22 protein-coding genes are annotated in these 21,558 nt (G+C 74.0%); 10 read left to right on the top strand and 12 right to left on the bottom strand.

Annotation, left to right across the window (positions count from 1 at the left end; translation table 11 throughout):
• The 3 genes from I4I78_RS13990 to I4I78_RS14000 form a co-directional block, all read left to right on the top strand.
• Nucleotides 1–222, top strand: a 222-nt coding sequence (locus I4I78_RS13990) for a chorismate mutase (RefSeq protein ID WP_218611739.1), incomplete at its 5' end; no start/stop codon positions are given.
• Between the two features lie 44 nt (nucleotides 223–266).
• Nucleotides 267–575, top strand: coding sequence for a hypothetical protein (locus tag I4I78_RS13995; protein ID WP_218611740.1), 309 nt, complete (start codon nucleotides 267–269; stop codon nucleotides 573–575).
• A 339-nt stretch (nucleotides 576–914) separates the two neighbouring features.
• Nucleotides 915–2,435 (top strand): hypothetical protein, encoded by a 1,521-nt coding sequence (locus I4I78_RS14000; RefSeq protein WP_218611741.1) that lies wholly within the window; start codon nucleotides 915–917, stop codon nucleotides 2,433–2,435.
• A 21-nt stretch (nucleotides 2,436–2,456) separates the two neighbouring features.
• Here the strand turns inward: I4I78_RS14000 and I4I78_RS14005 are convergent, their stop codons facing one another.
• Nucleotides 2,457–3,203, bottom strand: a complete 747-nt coding sequence (locus I4I78_RS14005; RefSeq protein WP_218611742.1) for a response regulator transcription factor — start codon at nucleotides 3,201–3,203, stop codon at nucleotides 2,457–2,459.
• A complete protein-coding gene (locus I4I78_RS14010) occupies nucleotides 3,200–4,630 on the bottom strand; it encodes a PspC domain-containing protein (protein WP_218611743.1) in 1,431 nt (476 codons plus the stop codon). The genes I4I78_RS14005 and I4I78_RS14010 overlap by 4 nt, the downstream gene beginning before the upstream one ends.
• Between I4I78_RS14010 and I4I78_RS33425 the strand changes: the two genes are divergently transcribed.
• Complete coding sequence (locus I4I78_RS33425) at nucleotides 4,629–6,113, top strand: PspC domain-containing protein (RefSeq protein WP_218611744.1); 1,485 nt, start codon at nucleotides 4,629–4,631, stop codon at nucleotides 6,111–6,113. The two genes, I4I78_RS14010 and I4I78_RS33425, sit on opposite strands and share 2 nt — an antisense overlap.
• Nucleotides 6,106–6,333, top strand: coding sequence for a hypothetical protein (locus I4I78_RS14020; protein WP_218611745.1), 228 nt, complete (start codon nucleotides 6,106–6,108; stop codon nucleotides 6,331–6,333). Before I4I78_RS33425 ends, I4I78_RS14020 begins: the two co-directional genes overlap by 8 nt.
• Before the next feature lie 154 nt (nucleotides 6,334–6,487).
• Here the strand turns inward: I4I78_RS14020 and guaA are convergent, their stop codons facing one another.
• A complete protein-coding gene (gene guaA / locus I4I78_RS14025) occupies nucleotides 6,488–8,053 on the bottom strand; it encodes a glutamine-hydrolyzing GMP synthase (RefSeq protein ID WP_218611746.1) in 1,566 nt (521 codons plus the stop codon).
• A 204-nt stretch (nucleotides 8,054–8,257) separates the two neighbouring features.
• Between guaA and I4I78_RS14030 the strand changes: the two genes are divergently transcribed.
• Together I4I78_RS14030 and I4I78_RS14035 are read left to right on the top strand one after the other, a co-directional pair.
• Entirely contained in the window at nucleotides 8,258–8,497 is a 240-nt protein-coding gene (locus I4I78_RS14030; RefSeq protein WP_218611747.1) for a ribbon-helix-helix domain-containing protein, read from the top strand.
• On the top strand, nucleotides 8,494–8,922 hold the full coding sequence (locus tag I4I78_RS14035; protein ID WP_218611748.1) for a type II toxin-antitoxin system VapC family toxin: 429 nt from the start codon (nucleotides 8,494–8,496) through the stop codon (nucleotides 8,920–8,922). Before I4I78_RS14030 ends, I4I78_RS14035 begins: the two co-directional genes overlap by 4 nt.
• Before the next feature lie 76 nt (nucleotides 8,923–8,998).
• Here I4I78_RS14035 and I4I78_RS14040 read toward each other — a convergent pair whose 3' ends face one another.
• From I4I78_RS14040 to guaB, 3 genes are all read right to left on the bottom strand, one after another.
• Nucleotides 8,999–9,463: a hypothetical protein gene (locus tag I4I78_RS14040; protein WP_218611749.1), complete on the bottom strand. Its 465-nt coding sequence runs from the start codon at nucleotides 9,461–9,463 to the stop codon at nucleotides 8,999–9,001.
• A 75-nt stretch (nucleotides 9,464–9,538) separates the two neighbouring features.
• Nucleotides 9,539–10,663: a GuaB3 family IMP dehydrogenase-related protein gene (locus I4I78_RS14045; RefSeq protein WP_218611750.1), complete on the bottom strand. Its 1,125-nt coding sequence runs from the start codon at nucleotides 10,661–10,663 to the stop codon at nucleotides 9,539–9,541.
• Between the two features lie 74 nt (nucleotides 10,664–10,737).
• The gene (gene guaB / locus I4I78_RS14050) at nucleotides 10,738–12,261 is read right to left on the bottom strand and encodes an IMP dehydrogenase (protein ID WP_218611751.1); all 1,524 of its coding nucleotides are present in this window, start codon (nucleotides 12,259–12,261) and stop codon (nucleotides 10,738–10,740) included.
• Between the two features lie 227 nt (nucleotides 12,262–12,488).
• Here guaB and I4I78_RS14055 point away from each other — a divergent pair, with 227 nt between their 5' ends.
• Nucleotides 12,489–12,893, top strand: coding sequence for a DUF5319 family protein (locus I4I78_RS14055; RefSeq protein WP_374225871.1), 405 nt, complete (start codon nucleotides 12,489–12,491; stop codon nucleotides 12,891–12,893).
• 80 nt (nucleotides 12,894–12,973) lie between these two features.
• Here I4I78_RS14055 and I4I78_RS14060 read toward each other — a convergent pair whose 3' ends face one another.
• From I4I78_RS14060 to I4I78_RS14075, 4 genes are all read right to left on the bottom strand, one after another.
• Nucleotides 12,974–14,128: an anti-sigma-D factor RsdA gene (locus I4I78_RS14060; RefSeq protein WP_218611753.1), complete on the bottom strand. Its 1,155-nt coding sequence runs from the start codon at nucleotides 14,126–14,128 to the stop codon at nucleotides 12,974–12,976.
• 1 nt (nucleotide 14,129) lies between these two features.
• Nucleotides 14,130–14,699: a sigma-70 family RNA polymerase sigma factor gene (locus I4I78_RS14065; protein ID WP_218611754.1), complete on the bottom strand. Its 570-nt coding sequence runs from the start codon at nucleotides 14,697–14,699 to the stop codon at nucleotides 14,130–14,132.
• A gap of 597 nt (nucleotides 14,700–15,296) precedes the next feature.
• The gene (locus tag I4I78_RS14070) at nucleotides 15,297–15,893 is read right to left on the bottom strand and encodes a response regulator transcription factor (RefSeq protein WP_130292337.1); all 597 of its coding nucleotides are present in this window, start codon (nucleotides 15,891–15,893) and stop codon (nucleotides 15,297–15,299) included.
• A gap of 67 nt (nucleotides 15,894–15,960) precedes the next feature.
• A complete protein-coding gene (locus I4I78_RS14075; RefSeq protein ID WP_218611755.1) occupies nucleotides 15,961–17,073 on the bottom strand; it encodes a hypothetical protein in 1,113 nt (370 codons plus the stop codon).
• Nucleotides 17,074–17,185: 112 nt separating this feature from the next.
• On the opposite strand from I4I78_RS14075, the gene I4I78_RS14080 reads away from it, so the two are divergent.
• A complete protein-coding gene (locus tag I4I78_RS14080; RefSeq protein ID WP_218611756.1) occupies nucleotides 17,186–17,512 on the top strand; it encodes a WhiB family transcriptional regulator in 327 nt (108 codons plus the stop codon).
• 163 nt (nucleotides 17,513–17,675) lie between these two features.
• On the opposite strand, the gene groL is transcribed toward I4I78_RS14080, so the two are convergent.
• Both groL and groES read right to left on the bottom strand, forming a co-directional pair.
• Nucleotides 17,676–19,301 (bottom strand): chaperonin GroEL, encoded by a 1,626-nt coding sequence (gene groL, locus I4I78_RS14085; protein WP_218611757.1) that lies wholly within the window; start codon nucleotides 19,299–19,301, stop codon nucleotides 17,676–17,678.
• 119 nt (nucleotides 19,302–19,420) lie between these two features.
• Nucleotides 19,421–19,714, bottom strand: a complete 294-nt coding sequence (groES, locus tag I4I78_RS14090) for a co-chaperone GroES (protein ID WP_130292341.1) — start codon at nucleotides 19,712–19,714, stop codon at nucleotides 19,421–19,423.
• Nucleotides 19,715–20,024: 310 nt separating this feature from the next.
• Between groES and I4I78_RS14095 the strand changes: the two genes are divergently transcribed.
• The coding region (locus I4I78_RS14095) for an alkaline phosphatase D family protein (RefSeq protein WP_308252100.1) at nucleotides 20,025–21,558 on the top strand (1,534 nt) is incomplete at its 3' end.

Below are 21,558 nucleotides of genomic sequence, written 5' to 3' on the forward strand. Positions count from 1 at the left end.
CGGGAGATCGACCGCCTGGACACCGAGATCCTGCAGGCCATCCAGCGCCGCACCGAGGTCTCGAAGCGGATCGGCGCGACCCGGATGGCCTCCGGCGGGCCGCGGATCGTCTACAGCCGCGAGATGGCGGTACTGGACCGCTTCGCCGATCTCGGGCCGGAGGGCCGCGAGCTGGCGATGATGCTGCTGCGCCTGGGCCGGGGGCGGCTCGGCGGCCGGTGATCGACATCCCGACCTCCGGGGCCCGGGCGTGGCACTCTTGCCGTATGGGACTCATCACGGCACTGATCGCGCTGGCCGGACTGCTGGCCGCGCTCGGACACGTCGGCTACCTCGCCATGCTGCAGAACGCGGCCAGCAAGCGGGGCGCCTCGGGCGGCGAGGTCGCCACCTACACGAAGAGCCGGTGGCCGGTCGCCGGTGGCGCCGCCGGGGTCTCGCTGATCGGGCTGCTGATCGTCACGGGCAGTGGTTCCCTCGGCGGGGACCTGATCGGGCTGCTGCTCGCCGTCGGCGGTGGTGTCGTCGGCTACCGGGGCCTGCAGACCGAGCGCAACCGGTACCCCAGCACCTGAGCACCGGTCGCGCTGCGTAGCCGGCCACCCACTCGGAGCATCCGTACGCAACCGGGTCCGCACCGGAAAAGGTACGACCGCTCACCGATTGGCTCCGGGCGCGCAACGGAGCGGACGTCGCTCCGGCCACGCAGACACGACCTGGGGATTCACACCGGGCATCGGTCGACACGGGTTGCCTGCAGGGTCAACGCGAGCGATCAGCGGTCGGATACGGCCGATGAACGGGATTCACCCTCTCGGGTGACGCGCGCCGAGCGGAACACCTCCGCTTGGTGATCGTCGGCGGGTCCGGTAGACCTTCTCGGGTCCAGTTCACCCGAAGGAGGAGCAGCGGTCGTGACCGAGTTTCCCGCCGGATCCCCGCTCCCCGGTGTCGCCGGACCCGGTCGACCCGAGCCGCTGACCGTCGCGCAGCTCGTCGCCCGTCAGTCGGCCGGTGCCGCGTCCGCCGCCACCGTGCACACCCCGGTGGCCCGCGAGACCGGGTCGCACCCCGCCGTCGAGATCGTCTCCGTCGGGTCCCTGCTCCGGCGGGAGGGCCGCGCCCCGCACGCGCTGGACCGTCCGATGCAGCCGCGCGCGGTGCGCCAGGCCGAGATGGCCCCGGTCTGGCCGGCCCGGCCCGCCTCCGGCCGCCGTCGCGCCGCCGCCGTCGCGGGTGCCCTGGTCGCCGCGGGCTCGGTCCTCGGCGCCGCCATGTACAACGGCGCCGCCTCGCACAGCTCCGACGCCCAGGCCGCCTCCGACGGCATGTTCCCGGGCCTGGGCCTGCCGTCCGGCTCGGCCGCCCCGTCGACGCTGCCCCCGACCTACCTGCCCGCCACGGTCGCCCTGAGCCGCCCGCTGGCGGCCACCTCGGTGCTGGCGCCCGGATCCACCGACTGGATGCGCGTCGCGTTCCCGCAGAACACGGCCGCCCCGAACTCCGCGGCGACCGGGATGCTCGGTACCGCGACCACGATGCCGGCCGCACTCGGCACGGCGATCCCGGCGGCCGGTACCGCCGTGCAGAACACCCCGGCCGCCGCAGGCCCCGGCGCCACCCCGGGTGGCTCCGGCGGGAGCACCGCGCCGGGCGCCGACGACGCGGCCGGCGGCGGCACCGCCGGGGGCGGGGCCCTGCCGATCCTGAACAACCCGGACCGGCCCACCGAGGCCAACCTGCTCGACCCGCTCACCGGTGGCGGCTCGTCCGGCGGCAACTCCTCCGGCGGGTCCGGGTCCGGCGGCTCCGGGGCCGGCGTCAGCACCGGCCCGCTGCAGGACGTCACCGAGACGGTGCGGCCGGTCGGCGCCGCGGTCGGCGGCGTCGTCCGTCCGGTGGCCCGGGCGACCGCCCCGGTCGGCGAGACCGTCGGCGGGGTGCTCACCCCCGTCACCGACGCCACCACGCCACTGACCCGCACGCTGTCGACGGTCACCAAGCCGGTCACCGGCGCCCTGGAGCCGGTCACGACGCCCGTCCTGGGCGCCCTGCAGCCCGTGACGGGGCCGCTGCTCGAGGCGACCGAGCCCACCACCGGGCCGATCCTCGAGTCGCTGGCGCCGGTCACCGGGCTGCTGGACACCCCGGCGGCCGACACGAAGAAGAGCACCGGGGGCAAGCACCGCGCGGCCGAGAGCGGCGACGGCGCCGCGAAGCCGGCCACCGGTCTGCTCACCGGGACCGTGGACTCGGTGACGGGCCTCGTCGCGCCGAAGAAGAGCACCTCCGACTCGGGCTCGGGCTCCACCGAGGCCGACTCCGGCGGCTCGAAGTCCTCGAGCGGGTCCGGCGGCAGCGTCGTGACCGACACCGTCTCCGGCGTCACCGAGACGGCAGGTGGCCTCGTCGGCGGTCTCGCCGGCGGCAGGTAGCCCCGCCGCCGGGCGGCGCGGCTACACCAGGCGGCGGTCGGTCGCCCACCGGGACAGCTCGTACCGGTTCGACGTCTGCGTCTTGCGCAGCACGCTCGACACGTGCGTCTCGACGGTCTTCACCGAGATGAACAGCTCGCCGCCGATCTCCTTGTAGGAGTAGCCGCGGGCCAGCAGGCGCAGCACGTCGCGCTCGCGGCGGGTCAGCTGGTCCAGCTCGGGGTCGATCGGTGGCGCCGCGCCGGGCCGGTCGGAGAACGCGTCCAGCACGAACCCGGCCAGCCGCGGGGAGAACACCGCGTCCCCGGCCCGCACCCGGCGCACCGCGTCCGCCAGATCCTGGGCCGAGATCGTCTTCGTGACGTAGCCGCGGGCGCCCGCCCGGATCACGGTGATCACGTCCTCGGCGGCGTCGGAGACGCTCAACGCCAGGAACACCGGCTGCGCCGACGCTCCCTCCGCCTGCGCTGGGCCCGGGCCCTTTGCGCCGCGCACGCGGCGCAGGACCTCGGCCCCGCCGCCGTCGGGCATGTGCACGTCGAGCAGCACGACGTCCGGGCGCAGGTGCCCGATCCCGGCCACCGCCTCGTCCACCGACCCGGCCTCGCCGGCCACCACCACCTCCGGCTCGCCCCCGGCGCCGCGGTCCAGCTCGGCGCGCACGCCCGAGCGGAACAGGGCGTGGTCGTCGACCAGGTACACCCGGATCGGGGCGTCCGGCGACGCCTCGGTCCCCGGCGGACGTGCTGCGGTCTCGTCGTCGCTCATCTCGTGCCCTCCTGCGCGTCCGCACCGGCCGGGGCAGGCACGTCCAGCGGCATCGTCAACCGCACCTCGGTCCCCTCGCCCGGCGCGCTGCGCAGCCGGACCGTACCGCCGTGGCGGCGCATCCTGGTGTGCACCGAGTCGGCCAGCCCGTGCCGGTCCCCGGCCACCGCGTCCGGGTCGAAGCCCGCGCCGCGGTCCCGGACGAACAGGTTGACCTCGTCGGTGCCCTCGTCGCGTTCCACCTCGGCGTAGACGCTGACCTCGTCCACCCCGGCGTGCTTGGCCGCGTTCACCATCGCCTCCCGGGCCGCCAGCACCAGGGCGCGCACGTCCGGGTCCATCGTGGCGTCACCGACCACGACCGGGTTCACGGTCACCGCGTAGGTGTCCTCCACCTCGGCGGCCGCCTCGGCCAGCGCGGCGGACAGGCGCCCGGAGGCGTGCGGGTCGCGCTCGGCCGGGGCCCGGCCGTAGCCGTTCGGGCCGTAGAGCCAGGCGCGCAGCTCCCGCTCCTGGCCGCGCGCCAGCCGCTGCACCTCGCGCGGGGATGCGGCCTGGCGCTGGATCAGCGCGAGTGTCTGCAGCACCGAGTCGTGCAGGTGCGCCGCGATCTCGGCGCGCTCGGCGGTGACGATCCGCGCCCGCCGCTCCTCACCGAGGTCGCGGACCAGGCGCACCCACCACGGCACGGTCAGCACGGCGACCCCGAGCAGCGTCGCGACCGCGGCGAGCAGGCCGAACCGGACCTGGTCGAGGTTGAGGTTGCCGAGCAGGAACACCCCGAGGCCGACGGCCACCAGCACCGCCCCGATCAGCGTGCGGGCCAGCGCGGTCCGCCCGCCCGCGGTCACCCCGCGGGCACCGTGCGCCCACCGGCGTCGCTGGGCCTCGTCGGCCTCGCGCCAGACGACGGCCGCACCGACCGCGGCCACGCCGAGCGGCACGGCGATCCAGCTGATCAACCCGCTGCCGGCGGCGGCGGCGGCGAGGCCCACCCCGAGCCCGAGCGCGGCCAGCCCGACCGCCTGCTGACGCTCGGCCCGCCCGACCGCCCGCTCGACTGGGGTGATCTCCTGCCGCACGAAGATCCACAGCAGGGCGTAGGCGAGCACGCCGGCCCAGGCGACGACCGCCAGCACCACGAAGCCGGCACGGACCCAGCGCACGTCCACGCCCAGGTGGTCGGCCACACCCCCGGCGACGCCGGCCACGATCCGGCCGGAGCGGCGCCGGGCCAGCGAGGGCCGCGCCGGCTGCCCGGGCCCCGGCCCGGGGTGCTCCGGCTGCGGAGGCCGTTGTGTCTGCGGAACGCTCACGGGACCATCGTCACACGCGAGCGGGCGCGTTCCATCCGGATCGGGTTCAGGGTCGGCTCCGGGACGTCCCTGAGCCGCTGGGCCGCCGCGCAGGTCAGGATCGATCACCATGGACGAGACGGATGACGCCGGTCGGCGAGGCGGGACCGGCACGGACGTGCGGACCCCGGCGGGGCGGGCCCGGATACGGGCCGAGCTGCACGACATGTGGCAGACCCGCCCGGCCCGTCCGCGCGAGGACCGCAAGGTCGCCGGGGTGGCCGCCGCCATCGGGCAGCGCTACGACATCGACCCGGTGCTGGTGCGGATCGGCTTCGTCGTCGCCTCCCTCTACGGCCCGGGGATCCCGCTCTACCTCGCCGGGTGCGCCGCGCTGCCCGACGCCGGCTCGGCGCACCGGGCCGGACGCGCGCAGGGAGCGGCGCTCGGCGCGACCGTCCTGGTCGCGACGGCCGCCGTCGTCTCGGCGCTGGTGATGCTCGGCGCCGACGGCCGATGGTTCGTGCCGCTGCTGGCCTGCATGGCCCTGCTGGGCGGGCTGCACCTGACGCGCGGACGCCGCGGCCCGCTCGAGCGCCCCGCCGCCGGTCCCGCAGGCAGTCCCGCAGGCAGTCCCGCCGCAGAGCCTGCGACGACCGGTGCGGACGCGCCGACCGCCGTCGTCGGCCCGGCCACCACCGTGCCCGGCGGTGGGTCCGGACACCCGGTGCCGACGGCCGGTTCCGCTCCCGCGTCCGTCGACCTCGCGGCCGAGGACGGCACCCCGACCGTCCCGCAGGCCGTTCCGCATGCGGCGGCCACGCAGGCGGCGGGTCAGCCGGGTGCGGACACCGCCGCCGGCGCGACCGCCGCGGTACCCACCGAGCAGAGCACGCCGCCGCCCGTCCCCCCGTCCTGGGACCCGCTCGGAGCGGCCCCGTTCGCCTGGGACCTGCCCGACCTCGGGCCCGAGCCGGGCCCGCCGCCGGCACCGCGGTCCCGGATCACGCTGGTCACGCTCGGCATCGCCCTGGTCGCCGCCGGCATCGCCGCGGTGCTGGCGCTGACCGCGCCCGGCTCGCTCGGGGTGGCCGCGGTCCCGGCGACCGCGCTCGCCGTCGTCGGCGCAGGCCTGGTGATCGGGGCGTTCCGGCACGCCGGACGGTGGCTGATCCCGTTCGCGCTCGTCCTCGCCGCGGCGACCTGGGTGTCCACCGCGGTCCCGTGGTCGCAGGTGCGCGACGGCGTCGGTGACATCAGCGCCGCACCGCGGACGGCCGCCGCGCTGGCGCCCGAGTACCGGCGCGGTGCCGGCACCATCACCCTCGACCTGCGAGGCATGGACCTCACCGCCGCCCCCGGCGTCCCGGTGACGCCGGTGCGGACCTCGGCACAGCTCGGCGTCGGCACGGTGACCGTGCTGATCCCGCGCAACGCCGACCTGGTGGCCCGCGCCGACGCCGGGATCGGCGACGTCACGCTGGACGGCCGGTCCGTCGACGGGACGCCCGCCACGATGAACGCGACCGACCCCGGGCCGGACGGCCCCGGCGGCCGGCCGATCGAACTCGACCTGCACACCGGTGCGGGCTCCCTGGAGGTGACCCGTGGCTGACGACTCCCGCTCCGCCGCTGCCCGTACCCGCCGCGCGCCGGATCCGCTGGCGCTGCTCTTCGGGCTGCTCGCGCTGGTCGTGGCCGGCTACGGCTTCACCGGGCTGGCCCCCGGATCCGGTGTCGACCTGCGCTGGATCCTCGCCGTGGTGGCCGTCGTGACCGGCTCATCGTTCATTCTGATGAGTCTGCGTAACTCGCGGACCACTCCGGACGACTAACAGGCATCGGTCACCGGCAAGCTGGGGAGCATTGCCGGAGACCGCACCGCTCGCGCAGTCGCGGGCCCGACGGGGGTCGGGTCGTCTGTGGACGTGAGCGGCCCGGGGCGGGGCCGGTTCCACCGGCCCCGCCCCGTTCACGTCGGACCCGTGACTACTCCCACTCGATGGTGCCCGGGGGCTTGCTCGTCACGTCGAGCACCACCCGGTTCACCTCGGCCACCTCGTTCGTGATCCGGGTGGAGATCCGCTCCAGCACGTCGTAGGGCAGGCGGGTCCAGTCCGCGGTCATCGCGTCCTCCGAGCTGACCGGGCGCAGCACGATCGGGTGCCCGTAGGTGCGGCCGTCGCCCTGCACCCCGACGCTGCGGACCTCCGCCAGCAGCACCACCGGGCACTGCCAGATCTCGGCGTCCAGGCCGGCTGCGGTGAGCTCCTCGCGCGCGATCGCGTCCGCCGCACGCAACGTCTCCAGCCGCTCCGCGGTGACCTCCCCGATGATCCGGATACCCAGCCCCGGCCCGGGGAACGGCTGGCGGGACACGATCTCCTCGGGCAGCCCGAGCTCGGCCCCGACCGTGCGGACCTCGTCCTTGAACAACGCCCGCAGCGGCTCGACCAGGGCGAACTCGATGTCGTCGGGCAGCCCGCCGACGTTGTGGTGGCTCTTGATCGTCGCCGTGACGGTGTCGCCGGGGCCGGACGCGCCGCCGCTCTCGACGACGTCCGGGTAGAGCGTGCCCTGCACCAGGAACCCGACGTGCTCGGACGCGGCCACCTCGGCCGTGGCGGCCTCGAACACCCGGATGAACTCCCGACCGATGATCTTGCGCTTCTCCTCCGGGTCGGTCACCCCGGCCAGCGCGGACAGGAACCGGTCGCGGGCGTCGACGACGTGCAGGTTCGCCCCCGTCGCGGCCACGAAGTCCTTCTCCACCTGCTCGCGCTCCCCGGAGCGCAACAGCCCGAGGTCGACGAACACGCACGTCAGACGGTCCCCGATGGCCCGCTGGACGAGAGCGGCGGCGACCGCGGAGTCGACCCCGCCGGACAGCCCGCAGATCGCCCGTCCGTCGCCGATCTGCTCGCGGACCGCGGCGACCGTGTCGTCGATGATCGAGGCGGTGGTCCAGCTCGGGGTGATGCCGGCGACGTCGTGCAGGAACCGGCGCAGCACCTCCTGCCCGTGCGGGGAGTGCCCGACCTCCGGGTGGTACTGCACCCCGGCCAGGCGCCGCTCGGTGTCCTCGAACGCCGCCACCGCGACCCGGTCCGAGGACGCGGTGACGGTGAAACCCTCCGGCGCGGAGACGACCGAGTCGCCGTGGCTCATCCACACCGGGTGCCGCGCGGGCAGCCCGCCGTGCAGCGTGCCGGTGGTGTCGGTCAGGCACAGCTCGGTGCGCCCGTACTCGCGGGTGCCGTCGGGCGCGACCTCGCCGCCGAGCGCGCGGGCCATCGCCTGGAAGCCGTAGCAGAGCCCGAGCACCGGGATCCCGGTCTCGAACAACGCGCCGTCGACGGCGGGGGCGTCGGCGGCGTAGACGCTGGCCGGGCCGCCGGAGAGGATCACCGCGGCCGGTCGCCGCGCCACGATCTCGGAGACCGGCATGCTCGCCGGCACGACCTCGGAGTACACGTCGGCCTCCCGCACGCGGCGGGCGATCAGCTGCGCGTACTGGGCTCCGTAGTCCACGACAAGGACGGTCGGCGTCTGCACCCGACCAGGGTAACGAGCCTCGGGACCCACCCCGCCGCTGCGTGTCCGACGGCACCGGCCCGCCTCTCCCCGGCGCACCTCACACGGATCCCTACTCGTCTCACGCGTCGTACGGCATGTGCGGAGTGGCGACGCCGTGTGGCTCGAACCGTCGATCACGGATAGAGCTGTGCATCATGATGCAGGCACCGTATTTTGAGATGCATGCGGACCACCATCACCATCGACGACCATCTCCTCGACCAGGTGCGACGCCGCGCGGCCGAAGTGGGCCGCACGGTGAGCCAGGTGATCGAGGACGGCGTGCGGGAGTCGCTGCTACGCCACGACGACGCCGGTCGGCCGCCGTTCCGTGTCCACACCTTCAGCGGAGGAGGCACGCAGCCGGGGGTCGATCTGAACGACAACGCCGCCCTGCTCGACCTCATGGGCGACGATCGGTGATCGCCTGTGACGTCGACGTCCTGCTGTACGCCTTCGACTCCGACGCCCCCCGGAACGAGGAGTACCGGGAATGGCTGCAGACCGCCGCGAACGGGACCGAGCCGTTCGGACTGCCGTCGATCGTCGGTAGCGGCTTCCTGCGCATCGCCACACATCCGAAGGTCCTGAACCGTCCCCTCGACATCGACGCGGCGCTGGACCATCTCGACACGCTGCGAGCCGCCCCCGCAGTGGTTCCGCTCGAACCGGGTCGCCGGCATTGGACGGTCTTCACCGATCTGTGCCGCACCGTGTCGGCGCGCGGCAACGCGGTCCCCGACGCCTACCTGGCCGCGTTGGCGATCGAGCACGGATGTACCTGGTACACCGCCGACCGGGGTTTCGCTCGGTACCCGGGTCTGACGACGCGGCATCCACTCGGCTGACCGGTCCATGTCGTCAGCCTTGCCGAGGACCGGAACACCGACGGGCTGAGGCATTTCGCGGCACCCGTCGCGGGCTTCACCCGGAGAGCGGGTTCTCGTGACGGCCCGGGGATCGGCTTCCGGGCGGCTGGACGGGGCCGAGCAGGGCCCGCAGGTCGGCAGCGGCCGAGGTGGGACGTCCGAGGTCGACGGCGACGACCGGGGCGACCTTGCGCAGTGCCGTCACCACGGCCGGGTCGGCGAGGTCGTGCGTCCTGCCCACCGCGCCGGTGACGATCACGCTCGGACGCAGTGCGGCGACGGCCTGCGGGTCGGGTGCGCGCGTCCCGCCGACCGACGCGACCCCGTCCAGCGTCCCGGCGCAGCCGACGACGTCGGCGCCCAGCTCGACCAGGAGTGTCCCGACCGACTCGTCGGTGGCCACGACCGTGCGGACCGGGCCGCCCAGCGGGACCGAGGTGCCGGTCGCGTCGACGAACGGGCGTCCACCACCCATCGCGGCGGCGGCGGTGACCCGGGCGCGGGGATCGGACGGGTTCATCGACGGCCCCTTTCTCCTCGGCGGCGGGATCGGCGCGGGCCGCAGCCACTATCGCACCGGTGGCGGCCGATGTCCTCAGCCGCGGATGGTCAGACCCACCCGCTGGAACTCCTTGAGGTCGGAGTAGCCGGTCTTGGCCATCGCCCGGCGCAGGGCGCCGAACAGGTTCGTGGTGCCGTACGGGCTCTCGGTCGGGCCGAAGAGCACCTGCTCGAGCGGGCGCCCGGACCCGGCGAGGCCGGTCACCTCGGAGCGCGGCAGCGACGGGTGCGCCGCCGTCGAGGTCCAGTACAGACCCCCGGCCGGAGCCTCCTCGGCATCGGCGAGCTGCTCGCCGAGCATCACCGCGTCGGCACCGCAGGCGATCGCCCGGGCGATGTCGCCGGACGTGCCGATGCCGCCGTCGGCGATCACGTGCACGTAGCGCCCGCCGGTCTCGTCCAGGTAGTCGCGGCGTGCGGCCGCGGCGTCGACGATCGCGGTGGCCATCGGGACGCCGACGCCGAGCACCTCGTCGGTCGTCGTGGCGCTGGACTGCCCGTACCCGACGATGACGCCCGCCGCGCCGGTGCGCATCAGGTGCAGCGCCGTGCGGTAGTCACCCACCCCGCCCGCGACGACCGGGACGTCGAGGTCGGCGATGAAGTCCTTGAGATTGAGCGGCTCGTCGTCCGAGACGTGCTCGGCGGAGATGATCGTGCCCTGCACGACGAGGATCTCCACGCCGGCCTTGAGCAGCGCCGGGGTGAGCTCGCGGGCCCGCTGCGGGCTGACCCGAGCCGCGACCGGGGTCCCGGCGTCGCGCAGCGGGCGAAGCGCCTCGGCGATCAGGTCCGCCTGGATCGGGGCGCGGTGCAGCTCCTGCAGGACGGCCTGGGCGCTGTCCGGGTCGTCCCCGCCTGCGGCCGCGACGACCTTCGCCAGCGCGCCCTCCGGGTCGGCGTGCCGGGCCCACAGCCCCTCGGCGTTGAGCACTCCGAGCCCGCCGAGCTTCCCCAGCGCGACGGCGGCGGCCGGGGAGACCACCGCGTCGGTCGGGTGCGTCAGCAGCGGGATGTCGAAGCGGTAGGCGTCGAGCTGCCAGGCCGTCGACACCGCCTTCGAGCTCCGGGTCCGACGGGACGGGACGATCTCGAGCTGGTCGAGGTCGTAGGCACGACGGGCCTCCCGGCCCATCCCGATCTCCACGAGGTCACGCACGGGCCAACCCTAACCGCCGGTCGGGCACGGACCCGAGTGCGGGGTCGGCGGTTCTCGGCCCGCCACACGAGGACTCAGCGAGCGGCGTAGTTCGGTGCCTCGACGGTCATCGTGATGTCGTGCGGGTGGCTCTCCTTGAGCCCGGCCGCGGTGATCCGGACCAGCTGCGCCTGCTGCAGCTCGGGGATCGTCTGCGCGCCGACGTAGCCCATGCCCGAGCGCAGACCGCCGCCGAGCTGGTGCACGACCGAGGACAGTGGCCCGCGGAACGGGATCCGGCCCTCGATGCCCTCGGGGACGAGCTTGTCCTCGGAGAGCACGTCGTCCTGGGCGTAGCGGTCCTTGGAGTAGGACTGGGTGGGCGGGCTGCCGACCGTGCTCCCCCGGCCCTGCATGGCGCCCAGCGAGCCCATCCCGCGGTAGGTCTTGAACTGCTTGCCGCCGACGAGCACGACCTCGCCCGGGGACTCCGCGGTGCCGGCCAGCAGGCTGCCCAGCATCACCGTGGACGCGCCGGACGCGATCGCCTTCGCCACGTCGCCGGAGTACTGGATGCCGCCGTCGCCGATCACCGGGACGCCGTGCGGGGCACACGCCCGGGTCGCCTCGTAGATCGCGGTGATCTGCGGGGCGCCGACGCCTGCCACGACCCGGGTGGTGCAGATCGAGCCCGGCCCGACGCCGACCTTGACCGCGTCCGCGCCGGCCTCGACCAGCGCCAGCGCACCCTCGTAGGTCGCGATGTTCCCGCCGACGACGTCGACGTGGTCGCCGACCTCGGCGCGCAGCTTCGCGACCGTCTCCAGCACCCGGCGGGAGTGCCCGTGCGCGGTGTCGACCATCAGCACGTCCACGCCGGCCTCGACCAGGAGCATGGCCCGGGCGTGCGCGTCCTGGCCGACCCCGACCGCGGCCGCGACGACGAGTCGCCCGTCCGGGTCCTTGGTGGCCAGCGGGTACTTCTCGGTCTTGTTGAAGTCCTTGATCGTGATCAGGCCGCGCAGGATGTCGTCGCCGTCGATGATCGGCAGCTTCTCCAGCTTGTGCCGGCGCAGCAGGCCCAGCGCGGCCTCGGCGGTGACCCCGACGCGGGCGGTGACCAACGGCGCCCGCGTCATCACCTCGGCGACCGGGCGGTCGAAGTCCAGCTCGAAGCGCATGTCCCGGTTGGTGATGATGCCGACCAGGCGCCCGCTGTCATCGGTCACCGGGACCCCGGAGATCCGGAACTTGGCGCACAGCGCGTCGACGTCGGCCAGCGTCGCCTCGGGCGTGCAGGTGACCGGGTCGGTGACCATCCCGGCCTCGGACCGCTTGACCACCTCGGCCTGCGCGGCCTGCGCCTCGGCGGAGAGGTTGCGGTGCAGCACGCCCAGGCCACCGGCGCGGGCCATCGCGATCGCCATCCGCGACTCGGTCACCGTGTCCATCGGTGACGACACCAGTGGCACCTGGACCCGGACCCGGCGGGTCACCTGGGAGGAGGTGTCGGCCGCGCTGGGGACGATGTCGGACTCCGCGGGTAGCAGGAGCACATCGTCGAAGGTCAGGCCGAGCATCGCGAACTTGGACGGCAGGCCGCCGATCTCGCTCGTCATTGGTGGACACGCACCCCTTCGCACTCGGCGCCGCGGCGGGTCGGCGCCGCAGGCTCTCATCGTACGTCCCCGCCCGGGGTGGCACGGCTCACGGGCGTCCGGTGCGGGCCCCTACGGAAACCCCTGCAGGAACCACTGCGGGAACCCCCTGCGGAAACCCCCTGCGCCGGGACGCCCCCGACGCCGGCGAGCGGGGTCGCGCCACGGCGACCGTCCGGCCGAGTACCGTGTACGGCGTGTCACCAGAGGCGCTTCCACCGGACCCGTTTGCCGGAGATCCGGACGACCCCGCTCTCTGTATGGACGCGGACGAGGACGGCGACGAGGACGGGCAGCAGACGTTGACCGATTCCGACCGCAGCGAGATCCTGGCCGACCTGGCCGACCTGGCCGACCTGGCCGTCTACCAGGCACTGCTCTCCGGTCGCGGGGTCCGCGGCATCATCGTCGACTGCGCCGACTGCGGCGAGCAGCACTTCCACGAGTGGAGCCTGCTGCGGGCCAGCCTGCAGCAGCTCCTCGACGAGGGGCAGATGCGCCCGCACGAGCCCGCCTACGACCCGGACCCGGCGCACTACGTCACCTGGGAGTACTGCCGCGGCTACGCGGACGCGACGCTGAGCGACGACTGATCCCGGCGACGACTGCGACACGACGAAGGCCCCGGAGATCGACTCCGGGGCCTTCGTCGTAGCGGGTGACGCGTGCGGCGTCAGTTCGGCGTGCTGCTCACCGCACCCGAGCTCGACGGCGGGGCGTCCGAGTCCTGCGACCCCTCACCGGAGGCGGTGGGCCGGGTGGTGGGGCCGGTCGCCGTCGGGTCCTGCGAGCCCTCGGTGGACGGTGCCGGCTCCGAGGTCGGCGACGTGGTCGGGCTCGTCGACGGGTCGCTCTGCCCTGCGGCACCCGGGCCCGGGTCGCGCAGCGACCGCGGGTCGGTGCCCTCCCGGCTGGGGGACTCGGTGCCGGAGCCGTTACCCGGGGACTCGGTCCCGGACCCGGACGACGGACCGCTCGGCGCGGCCGGGGACGTCCCGGGTCGCGGCGACCGCACCGGTGCCGGGTCCGCCTCGCCCTCGGTGGCCGGCGGCTTCGGGGCCGCCGTCCCGTTCCGCAACGGCGCGGCCGGATCCGTCGGCTGCCCCGGCGGGGTCTCGGCGACCTTCGCGGCGAGGAAGTCCGACTGCTGGTTGAAGTAGGCCTGCTGCTGCCCCGGCTCCACCCGGCCCAGCAGCGGCCCCAGGGCGGCGAGGTCCTGCTGCGCGCCGGCCGTGTCACCGGTGGCGAGCTTGGCGTTGACCCGCTCGATCCCGGTGCGCAGGTCGCTCGCGGCCTGCACCTGCCCGGCCCGCTCGGTGTAGAGCACCTTGGACACGCCCCACAACGTGTCGCCGGGGACGGCCTCGTGCGCCCCGATCGACACCGCGGCCAGCGCGACGGCCGCGATCGACGCGGCGGCGGCCAGCGGCCGCAGGAACCCGCCACGTCGCCTCGGCCGGGCCGGCGCCAGCATGCGTGCGGCGACGTCCGGCTCGACCAGCTCCGGGATGGGTTCGGAGTCGACGTCGGCCTTCCAGGACGCGAGCATCGCGACCAGCCGGTCGTCGGAGTCGTAGCCGCCCCGTCCGGGGCCGGAGACGCCCAGGCCGGACGACAGCGCGTTGATCAGCTCCTCGTCGGCCTGCAGCTCGACCAGGTCGACGGGGCCGTCCTCGTCCGCGGCGTACGGGTCGAAGCGCTGCCCGGGCGGCGGGTTCTGCGCGTGCCCGTTGGTGCCGAAGCGGCCCTGCCGTACGTTGCCGAACGGCTCCTGCCCACCCGGGCGGGGTGGCCGTCGATCGGAACCGTGATTTCCGAGATCACGCATCTCAGACCACCTCCTCGGGACTCATGGACTTGCGGAGCCGGGTCAGAGCCCGGTGCTGGGCGACCCGGACGGCACCGGGTGTGGATCCGACGGCCTCGGCCGTCTCCTCGGCGGAGAGCCCGACCACCACGCGGAGCGTGATGATCTCCCGATGCTTCTCGGGCAGGATCTCCAGGAGCCTGGACATCTCCTCGGACAGCTCGACCTGCAACGCCTTCGCTTCCGGTCCGTCGGTGAGCGCCACGCGGTCGGGGACGTCCGCGACGGGCTCGGAACGGTTCCGGGAGGCGGCCCGGTGCGCGTCGATCACCTTGTGCGACGCGATGCCGTAGACGAAAGCGAGGAACGGGCGTCCCTGGACGCGATACCCCGGTAACGCCGTCAGCACGGCAATACACACCTCCTGCGCCACGTCGTCCGCCGAGACGGACGACCGGTCGGAACCCAGCCGGGCGCGGCAGTAGCGCACGACGAGCGGTCGGATGATTCCGAGAACGCGCTCGACGGCGGTGCGGTCGCCGGCCATGGCGGCCGCGATCCACTCGTCGGGAACGTCTCTTGATTCACTCATCGCGCAGGACCGCCAAGGCGTTACGAGGCTGTGTGGGCATCATCCGATCGTGGAACCGGGCCGACGCAACCCGGCCCGGGAGGTGCACGGCACACCGTATCGAAGGACCGGGCGGGTCCGGGATCTGCTCCACGAGGAACCAGACGATCGGGTCGGGCGAGAGGTTGCGCACGGAGGCGGACGCGCGCGGTCACCAGACGACCACGGGCGGCGAGCGGTAGGCGGAGCACCGGTTCGATCTTCACGGGCTCGGCGACCGTCCGGCGACGCGACGACTCGGTTCGCCGGGCACACCGGCCGGGGGAACCGGCGCACCGGGAGGTCTGCGCGGCCGCGGGGGCACGGCCACGCACACAGGGGAACGGTCGGTCCCGGCCGCGGGGAGCACGGCCGGCACCGGGCTGAGCGCACAGCCTGCGGAGCCGCGCATCAACACTGAGCGCACAGCCTGCGGAGCCGCGCATCAACACTGAGCGCGCAGCCTGCGGAGCCGCGCATCAACACTGAGCGCGCAGCCTGCGGAGCCGCGCGTGGCTACGGACTCGTCTCACGGACCGGGGTCGGGGAACCGGTCCGGTGGAAGACCCGGAGGTCGGGTCAGGACACCAGGCCGCGACGGAAACCGTGCGCGACGGCCTGGGCGCGGTCGCGCACACCCAGCTTGCGGAACAGCCGCCGGGCGTGGGTCTTGACCGTGTCCTCGGACAGGTAGAGCTCACGGCCGATCTGGCCGTTGCTCTTGCCCTGGCTCATCCCGCGCAGCACCTGCAGCTCGCGCTCGGTGAGCTGGACACCGGGGTCGGTCGGGACCCGCGGGGTGGGGACCGAGGTGCTGGCCAGCGTGTGCGCCAGTGCCGCCACCAGCTCGGGGCGCGAGGCGTCCCAGCGGAGGTAGCCACGGGCACCGCCGGCGATCGCGGCGGCGATGCTGCCCGCGTCGTCCGGGGCGCCGAACACGATCACGTTGGCCTGGGGGTGGGCGGCGACGAGGCGCCGGGTGGCCTCGACACCGGTCGGAACCGCACGCTGCGTTCCCACCAGGACGACGTCCACGGACTGCCGCGCGTACCGGGCGAGGAGTTCGTCCCCGTGGGCCACGCAGTCGATGCGCTGGACCCCCGCCACTGCCGACATGACACGGGTCAGACCCTCGCGGACGCTGCGACGATCGTCGCAAATGAGTACCGTCGTCACGACGATTCCTTCCTGCAGCTTCCTGCAGCCGGGTGATATTCACCCTCCGAATCGGCGGGTGACACTCTCACCTTGACACGGTCGGGGCGAATTTGTGCCCTCCATCCGGGAACGCGTCGCCCGAAGACTGAGCGACATGTGGGTGACACGTCGCCGAATGGAGTAGTCCGTACGGTACCGCGATCGAGTCAGGGATCCACGCCGACTCCCGGATCGATCGCCGTCCGAGGGGGTCTGTTCGCAGGTAGAGCACGTTCAACGTGACCGCTGCCGCATGTCGGCGACGCTGTGCACCCGTTTGACGACTAAGAGTATTCAATCGTGACATCCGGGCGTGTCGCTCGTTCGGCGGCACCGGGGCACCCGTCCGGGTCGGGTGACCGTCTCGTCTCACCGTGCCACCCCGTTCGGCCGCGGTCGCGCCGGCCCCGGCCTCCCGGGGCGGCCCGCCGCCGACCGCGTCCGCCGCGTCGGCCGCGGCGAGCAGGGCCGCCCGGTGCAGCGGGAGCAGACCGGCCGCGGAGCTCTGTGCCGCGATCCGGTCCAGCTCCGGCAGCGGGTCCTGCTCGTCCCCGGCGACCGAGCGGGCCACCGCGGCGACCAGCCGCGACTTGAGCAGGTGCCGCACCGAGCCCAGGGCATCGGCGGCCCGCACGGCGTCGCCGGCCGCCGCGACCGCTGCCGCCGGGTCGCCGCGCAGCAGCGCCGTCTCGGCCCGCACCCAGTGCCACCGCACGCCGGGGCGGCCACCGGGGGCGCACCACGGCTCCGCACGGGCCAGCAGCCGGGCCGCCGACGGCGCGTCCCACCGCCCGACGGCGTCGGCCGCCAGCCCGACGAGCGCATCGGCCACCGCGGCCGCCGCGACGCCCGTGGCGCCCGGTCCGCAACCGGGGGCGGCGCGTGCCAGGCGCAGTCCCTGACCGTCCAGCGCCGCAGCGAGCCGGTGCCCGCCGAGCTGGCGCAGGTGCGCGGCCCGGGTGACCGCGGCATGGGCCCGCACGGCGTCCGGCACGCCGGGGCCGGCCCGCAGCCGGTCCAGCACCGCCGCCGCGGCGGCGTAGTGGCCCTCGCCGCCGAGTACGACGCCGCGCGCCCAGCGCGTCAACGGGTCGCCGGGTCGCTGCTCGGCACCGGTACCGGGGGCACCCCACACGACCGGATCCGCGTCGTCCCGCACGTGCCCATCATCGCAGCGGGCCGGTTCCCGGGGCGGGCGAGGTTTGCCGCACGCGGCCCGGGGGAATCTCGGGTTCATCGACGTGGCAAGTACGTGAGGGCAGGTGACAGACATGGCGGACATCCGGAGGCTTCCCGGCCCGGTCGCCGACATCTACGACTGGCAGATAGATGGTGCCTGCCGCGGGATGGACAGCGCGTTCTTCTTCCATCCCGAGGGCGAGCGCGGCCCGGCGCGGGCGCGTCGCGAGGCCCGCGCGAAGCAGGTCTGCAACGAGTGCCCGGTACTGACCCAGTGCCGTCAGCACGCGCTCGAGGTGCACGAGCCGTACGGCATCTGGGGCGGGCTGTCCGAGTCCGAGCGGGACACGATCATCCGCGGCCCGCGGCGCACGCTCAAGGTCGGTGACCGGGGAGCGGCGAAGCTCGACTCGGCCTGAGAGAAGCCTGCGCAACGAAGAGACGGCCCTGAGAGAAGCGTGCGCAACGAAGAACGACACCGAGAGAAGCGCGCGCAACTGATACGGCGCACGAACCGGCCCGCACACGGCAACGGGCGGGTGGCCATCGGCCACCCGCCCGTTGTTCTGTGTCAGGACCGGATCAGTGCCCGTGCCCGTGGCCGCCGTGGCCACCGGCGGGCGCGGACTCCTCGCGCTCCGGCTTGTCCACCACGGCGCTCTCGGTCGTGAGCACCATGCGTGCGATGGACGCGGCGTTCTCCACCGCCGACCGGGTCACCTTGACCGGGTCGATGACCCCGTCGGCGATCAGGTCGGAGTAGGTCTGGGTGGCGGCGTTGTAGCCGGTCCCCCAGCCCTTCTCGGCGACGCGGGAGATCACGATCGCGCCCTCGTCGCCGCCGTTCGCGGCGATCCAGAACAGCGGGGCGGACAGTGCCTTGCGCACGATCTCGACGCCGGTCGCGGCGTCCCCGGTCAGACCGAGGCCGTCCTTGAGCTCGGCGGCCGCGTGCACCAGGGCGGACCCGCCGCCGGGCACGATGCCCTCCTCGACCGCGGCCCGGGTGGCCGCCACCGCGTCCTCGATGCGGTGCTTGCGCTCCTTGAGCGCGGTCTCGGTGGCCGCACCGGCACGGATCACGGCGACGCCGCCGGAGAGCTTCGCGAGGCGCTCCTGCAGCTTCTCCTTGTCCCAGTCGGAGTCGGCCTCGTCGATCTCGCGCTTGAGCTGCGCGACGCGGGCGTCGGTGGCGTCCTTGGTGCCTGCGCCCTCGACGATCGTGGTGGCGTCCTTGGTGACGACGATCCGCCGCGCCTTGCCCAGCAGCTCCAGGCCGGCCTCGGAGAGCTTCAGCCCGACCTCGGCGTTGATGACCTGGCCGCCGGTGGCGATCGCCAGGTCCTCCATGAACCACTTGCGACGGTCACCGAAGAACGGCGACTTGATCGCGGCGACCTTGACGGTCTTGCGGATCGAGTTGACGACCAGGGTCGACAGGGCCTCGCCCTCGACGTCCTCGGCGATGATCAGCAGCGGCTTGCCCTCGCCGAGCACCTTCTCCAGCAGCGGGAGCAGGTCCTGGATGTTCGAGATCTTGTCCCGGTGCAGCAGGATGTAGGCGTCCTCGAGCACGGACTCCATCGACTCGGTGTCGGTGACGAAGTACGGCGAGAGGTAGCCCTTGTCGAACTGCAGGCCCTCGGTGATCTCCAGCTCGGTGGCGAGCGTGGAGCCCTCCTCGATCGTGATCACGCCGTCGTTGCCGACGGTCTCGATCGCCTGGGCGATCAGGTCGCCGATCTCCTGCTCGCGCGAGGCGATCGCACCGACCTGGGCGATGTTCTGCTTGCCGTTGACCGGGGTGGCCCTGGCCAGCAGGATCTCGGAGACCTTCTGCGCGGCCGCGGCGATGCCCTCGCCGAGCGCGGCCGGGCCGGCTCCGGCGGCCACGTTGCGCAGGCCCTCCTTGACCAGTGCCTGGGCCAGCACGGTCGCGGTGGTGGTGCCGTCGCCCGCGACGTCGTTCGTCTTGGTCGCGACGGCCTTCGCCAGCTGGGCCCCGAGGTTCTCGTAGGGGTCCTCGAGGTCGATCTCGCGGGCGATGGTCACGCCGTCGTTGGTGACGGTCGGGCCACCGAACTTCTTGTCCAGGACCACGTGCCGGCCGCGCGGGCCGAGCGTCACCTTCACCGCGTCGGCGAGCTGGTTGACGCCGCGCTCGAGCGCGCGCCGGGTGTCCTCGTCGAAGCTGATCTGCTTCGCCATCTGAGCCTCTCGTCTTTCGGTGCTGGTTCTCTCGGTACGGGGTGAGACGCGAACGCCCCGGGGGCCGCCGGAGTCGACGGACCACCGGGGCGGTCGCTGTTACACGGGGTGCTGCTGGGTCAGTTGACGACCGCGAGCACGTCGCGCGCGGAGAGGATCAGGTACTCCTCGCCGTTGTACTTGACCTCGGTGCCGCCGTACTTCGAGTAGATGACGACGTCGCCCACGGCCACGTCGAGCGGGACGCGGTTGCCGTTGTCGTCGACGCGACCCGGGCCCACAGCCAGGACCTTGCCCTCCTGGGGCTTCTCCTTGGCGGTGTCCGGAATCACGATGCCGGAGGCCGTGGTGGTCTCGGCCTCGCTGGCCTGGACGACGATCTTGTCCTCGAGCGGCTTGATGTTCGCCACGATGACCTCCCCTTCCTGGGGTGAATCTCGGTGTGTCACTGGATCCAAGTGTCCGCAGCCGCCTCGACCGTGTCCCCGCCGTCGCGGGTGTCGGGGCCGCCGGTCGCCGGCTGCGTCTGGCACTCTACTCACGAGAGTGCCAGAGCCTGCGCGTGGCCACAACCACAGGTCCCCCGGCGCGTCGCCGGCACCCGTCCGAGATCACCGGAAACCCCCGGGGGACCGCCCGTCCGAGGGCGATCGTCGACGGGAGTTCACCCCGGCGCCCGCTCACGGCCACCGGTGACACGTCCGGGCGATCTTCGCTCTGCAGGTGCCCACCACACGCCGTGACGTACTGCGCGCCGGACTGACCGCCGGCGCGACCCTGACCGCCGCCGGAGCGCTCGGCGGGACCGCCCTCGGCGGTACCGCATCCGCGGCCGCACCCACCCGGCCGCGTCCGGCCGCGCCCGGGGAGGTGTTCACCCTCGGCGTGGCGTCCGGGGAGCCGGCGCCGACCGGCGTCGTGCTCTGGACCCGGCTGGCCACCGACCCCGTCGCCGAGGACGGCCTCGGCGGGCTGGGCGGCCGGGCCACCGACGTCGAGTGGGAGCTCGCCCTCGACGAGCGCTTCACCCGGGTGCTGCGCCGCGGCCGCACCCGCACCGGCCCCGACCTGGGCCACAGCGTGCACGTCGAGGTCGGCGGGCTGCCCCCGGGCCGCGACTTCTGGTACCGGTTCCGCGCCGGCCGGGCGCTGTCGCCGGTGGGTCGCACCCGCACCGCGCCTGTGCCGGGCTCGATGGCCCCGCTGGCCATGTGCTTCACCTCGTGCTCGCAGTTCGAGCACGGCTTCTTCACCGCTTACCGGCACCTCGCCGAGGAGCACCCGGACGTCGTGCTGCACCTGGGCGACTACATCTACGAGTACGAGGCGGGCGGCTACGAGGCCCCCGGCGGCAACGTCCGCGACCACGCGGGCCCGGAGACCACGACGCTGGCCGGCTACCGGCAGCGGCACGCGCAGTACCACGCCGACCCCGACCTGCAGGCCGCGCACGCGTCCGCGCCGTGGCTGGTCGTGTTCGACGACCACGAGGTCGAGAACAACTGGGCCGACGACGTCCGCGAGGTCCCGCTCGACCCGCCCGGCGACTTCACCGCCCGGCGCACCGCCGCGCTGCGCGCCTACTGGGAGAACATGCCGCTGCGCGCCGCGCAGCGTCCGAAGGGCCCGGACATGCAGCTGTTCCGCCGGGCCGGCTTCGGCGGGCTGGTCACGTTCCACATGCTCGACACCCGCCAGTACCGCGGCGACCAGCCCTGCGGCGACGAGTTCGGCAGCGACTGCGCCGAACGCACCGACCCGGCCCGCTCGCTGCCCGGCTCGGCCCAGGAGCAGTGGATCGCCGACGGGTTCGCCCGCTCCCGCGCCCGCTGGGACGTGCTGGGCCAGCAGGTGTTCTTCTCGCAGGTCGACTTCGCCCCCGGCACCGGACGCGGGTTCAACCCGGACGCCTGGGACGGCTACCCCGGCTCGCGCGACCGGGTCGTCGACTCCTGGGTCGACGCGACGGCCCGTGGCCGGGCGCGCAACCTCGTCGTGCTGACCGGCGACGTGCACGCGCACTGGGGCGCGGACATCCGGTCCCGCTTCGACGACCCGGCCTCGCCGGTGATCGGCACGGAGCTGGTGTCGAGCTCGATCACCTCCGGCGGGGACGGCTCCGAGAAGCAGGCGGGCACCGACACCACGCTCGCCGAGAACCCGCACATCCGCTTCTACAACAACCGCCGCGGCTACGTCTCGACCCGCTTCGAGCCGGACCGCCTGACCACCGAGTTCAAGGTCGTCCCGTACGTCC

The sequence above is a fragment of the Pseudonocardia sp. KRD291 genome (assembly GCF_019263595.1).
In the GTDB taxonomy this organism is placed as follows: domain Bacteria; phylum Actinomycetota; class Actinomycetes; order Mycobacteriales; family Pseudonocardiaceae; genus Pseudonocardia.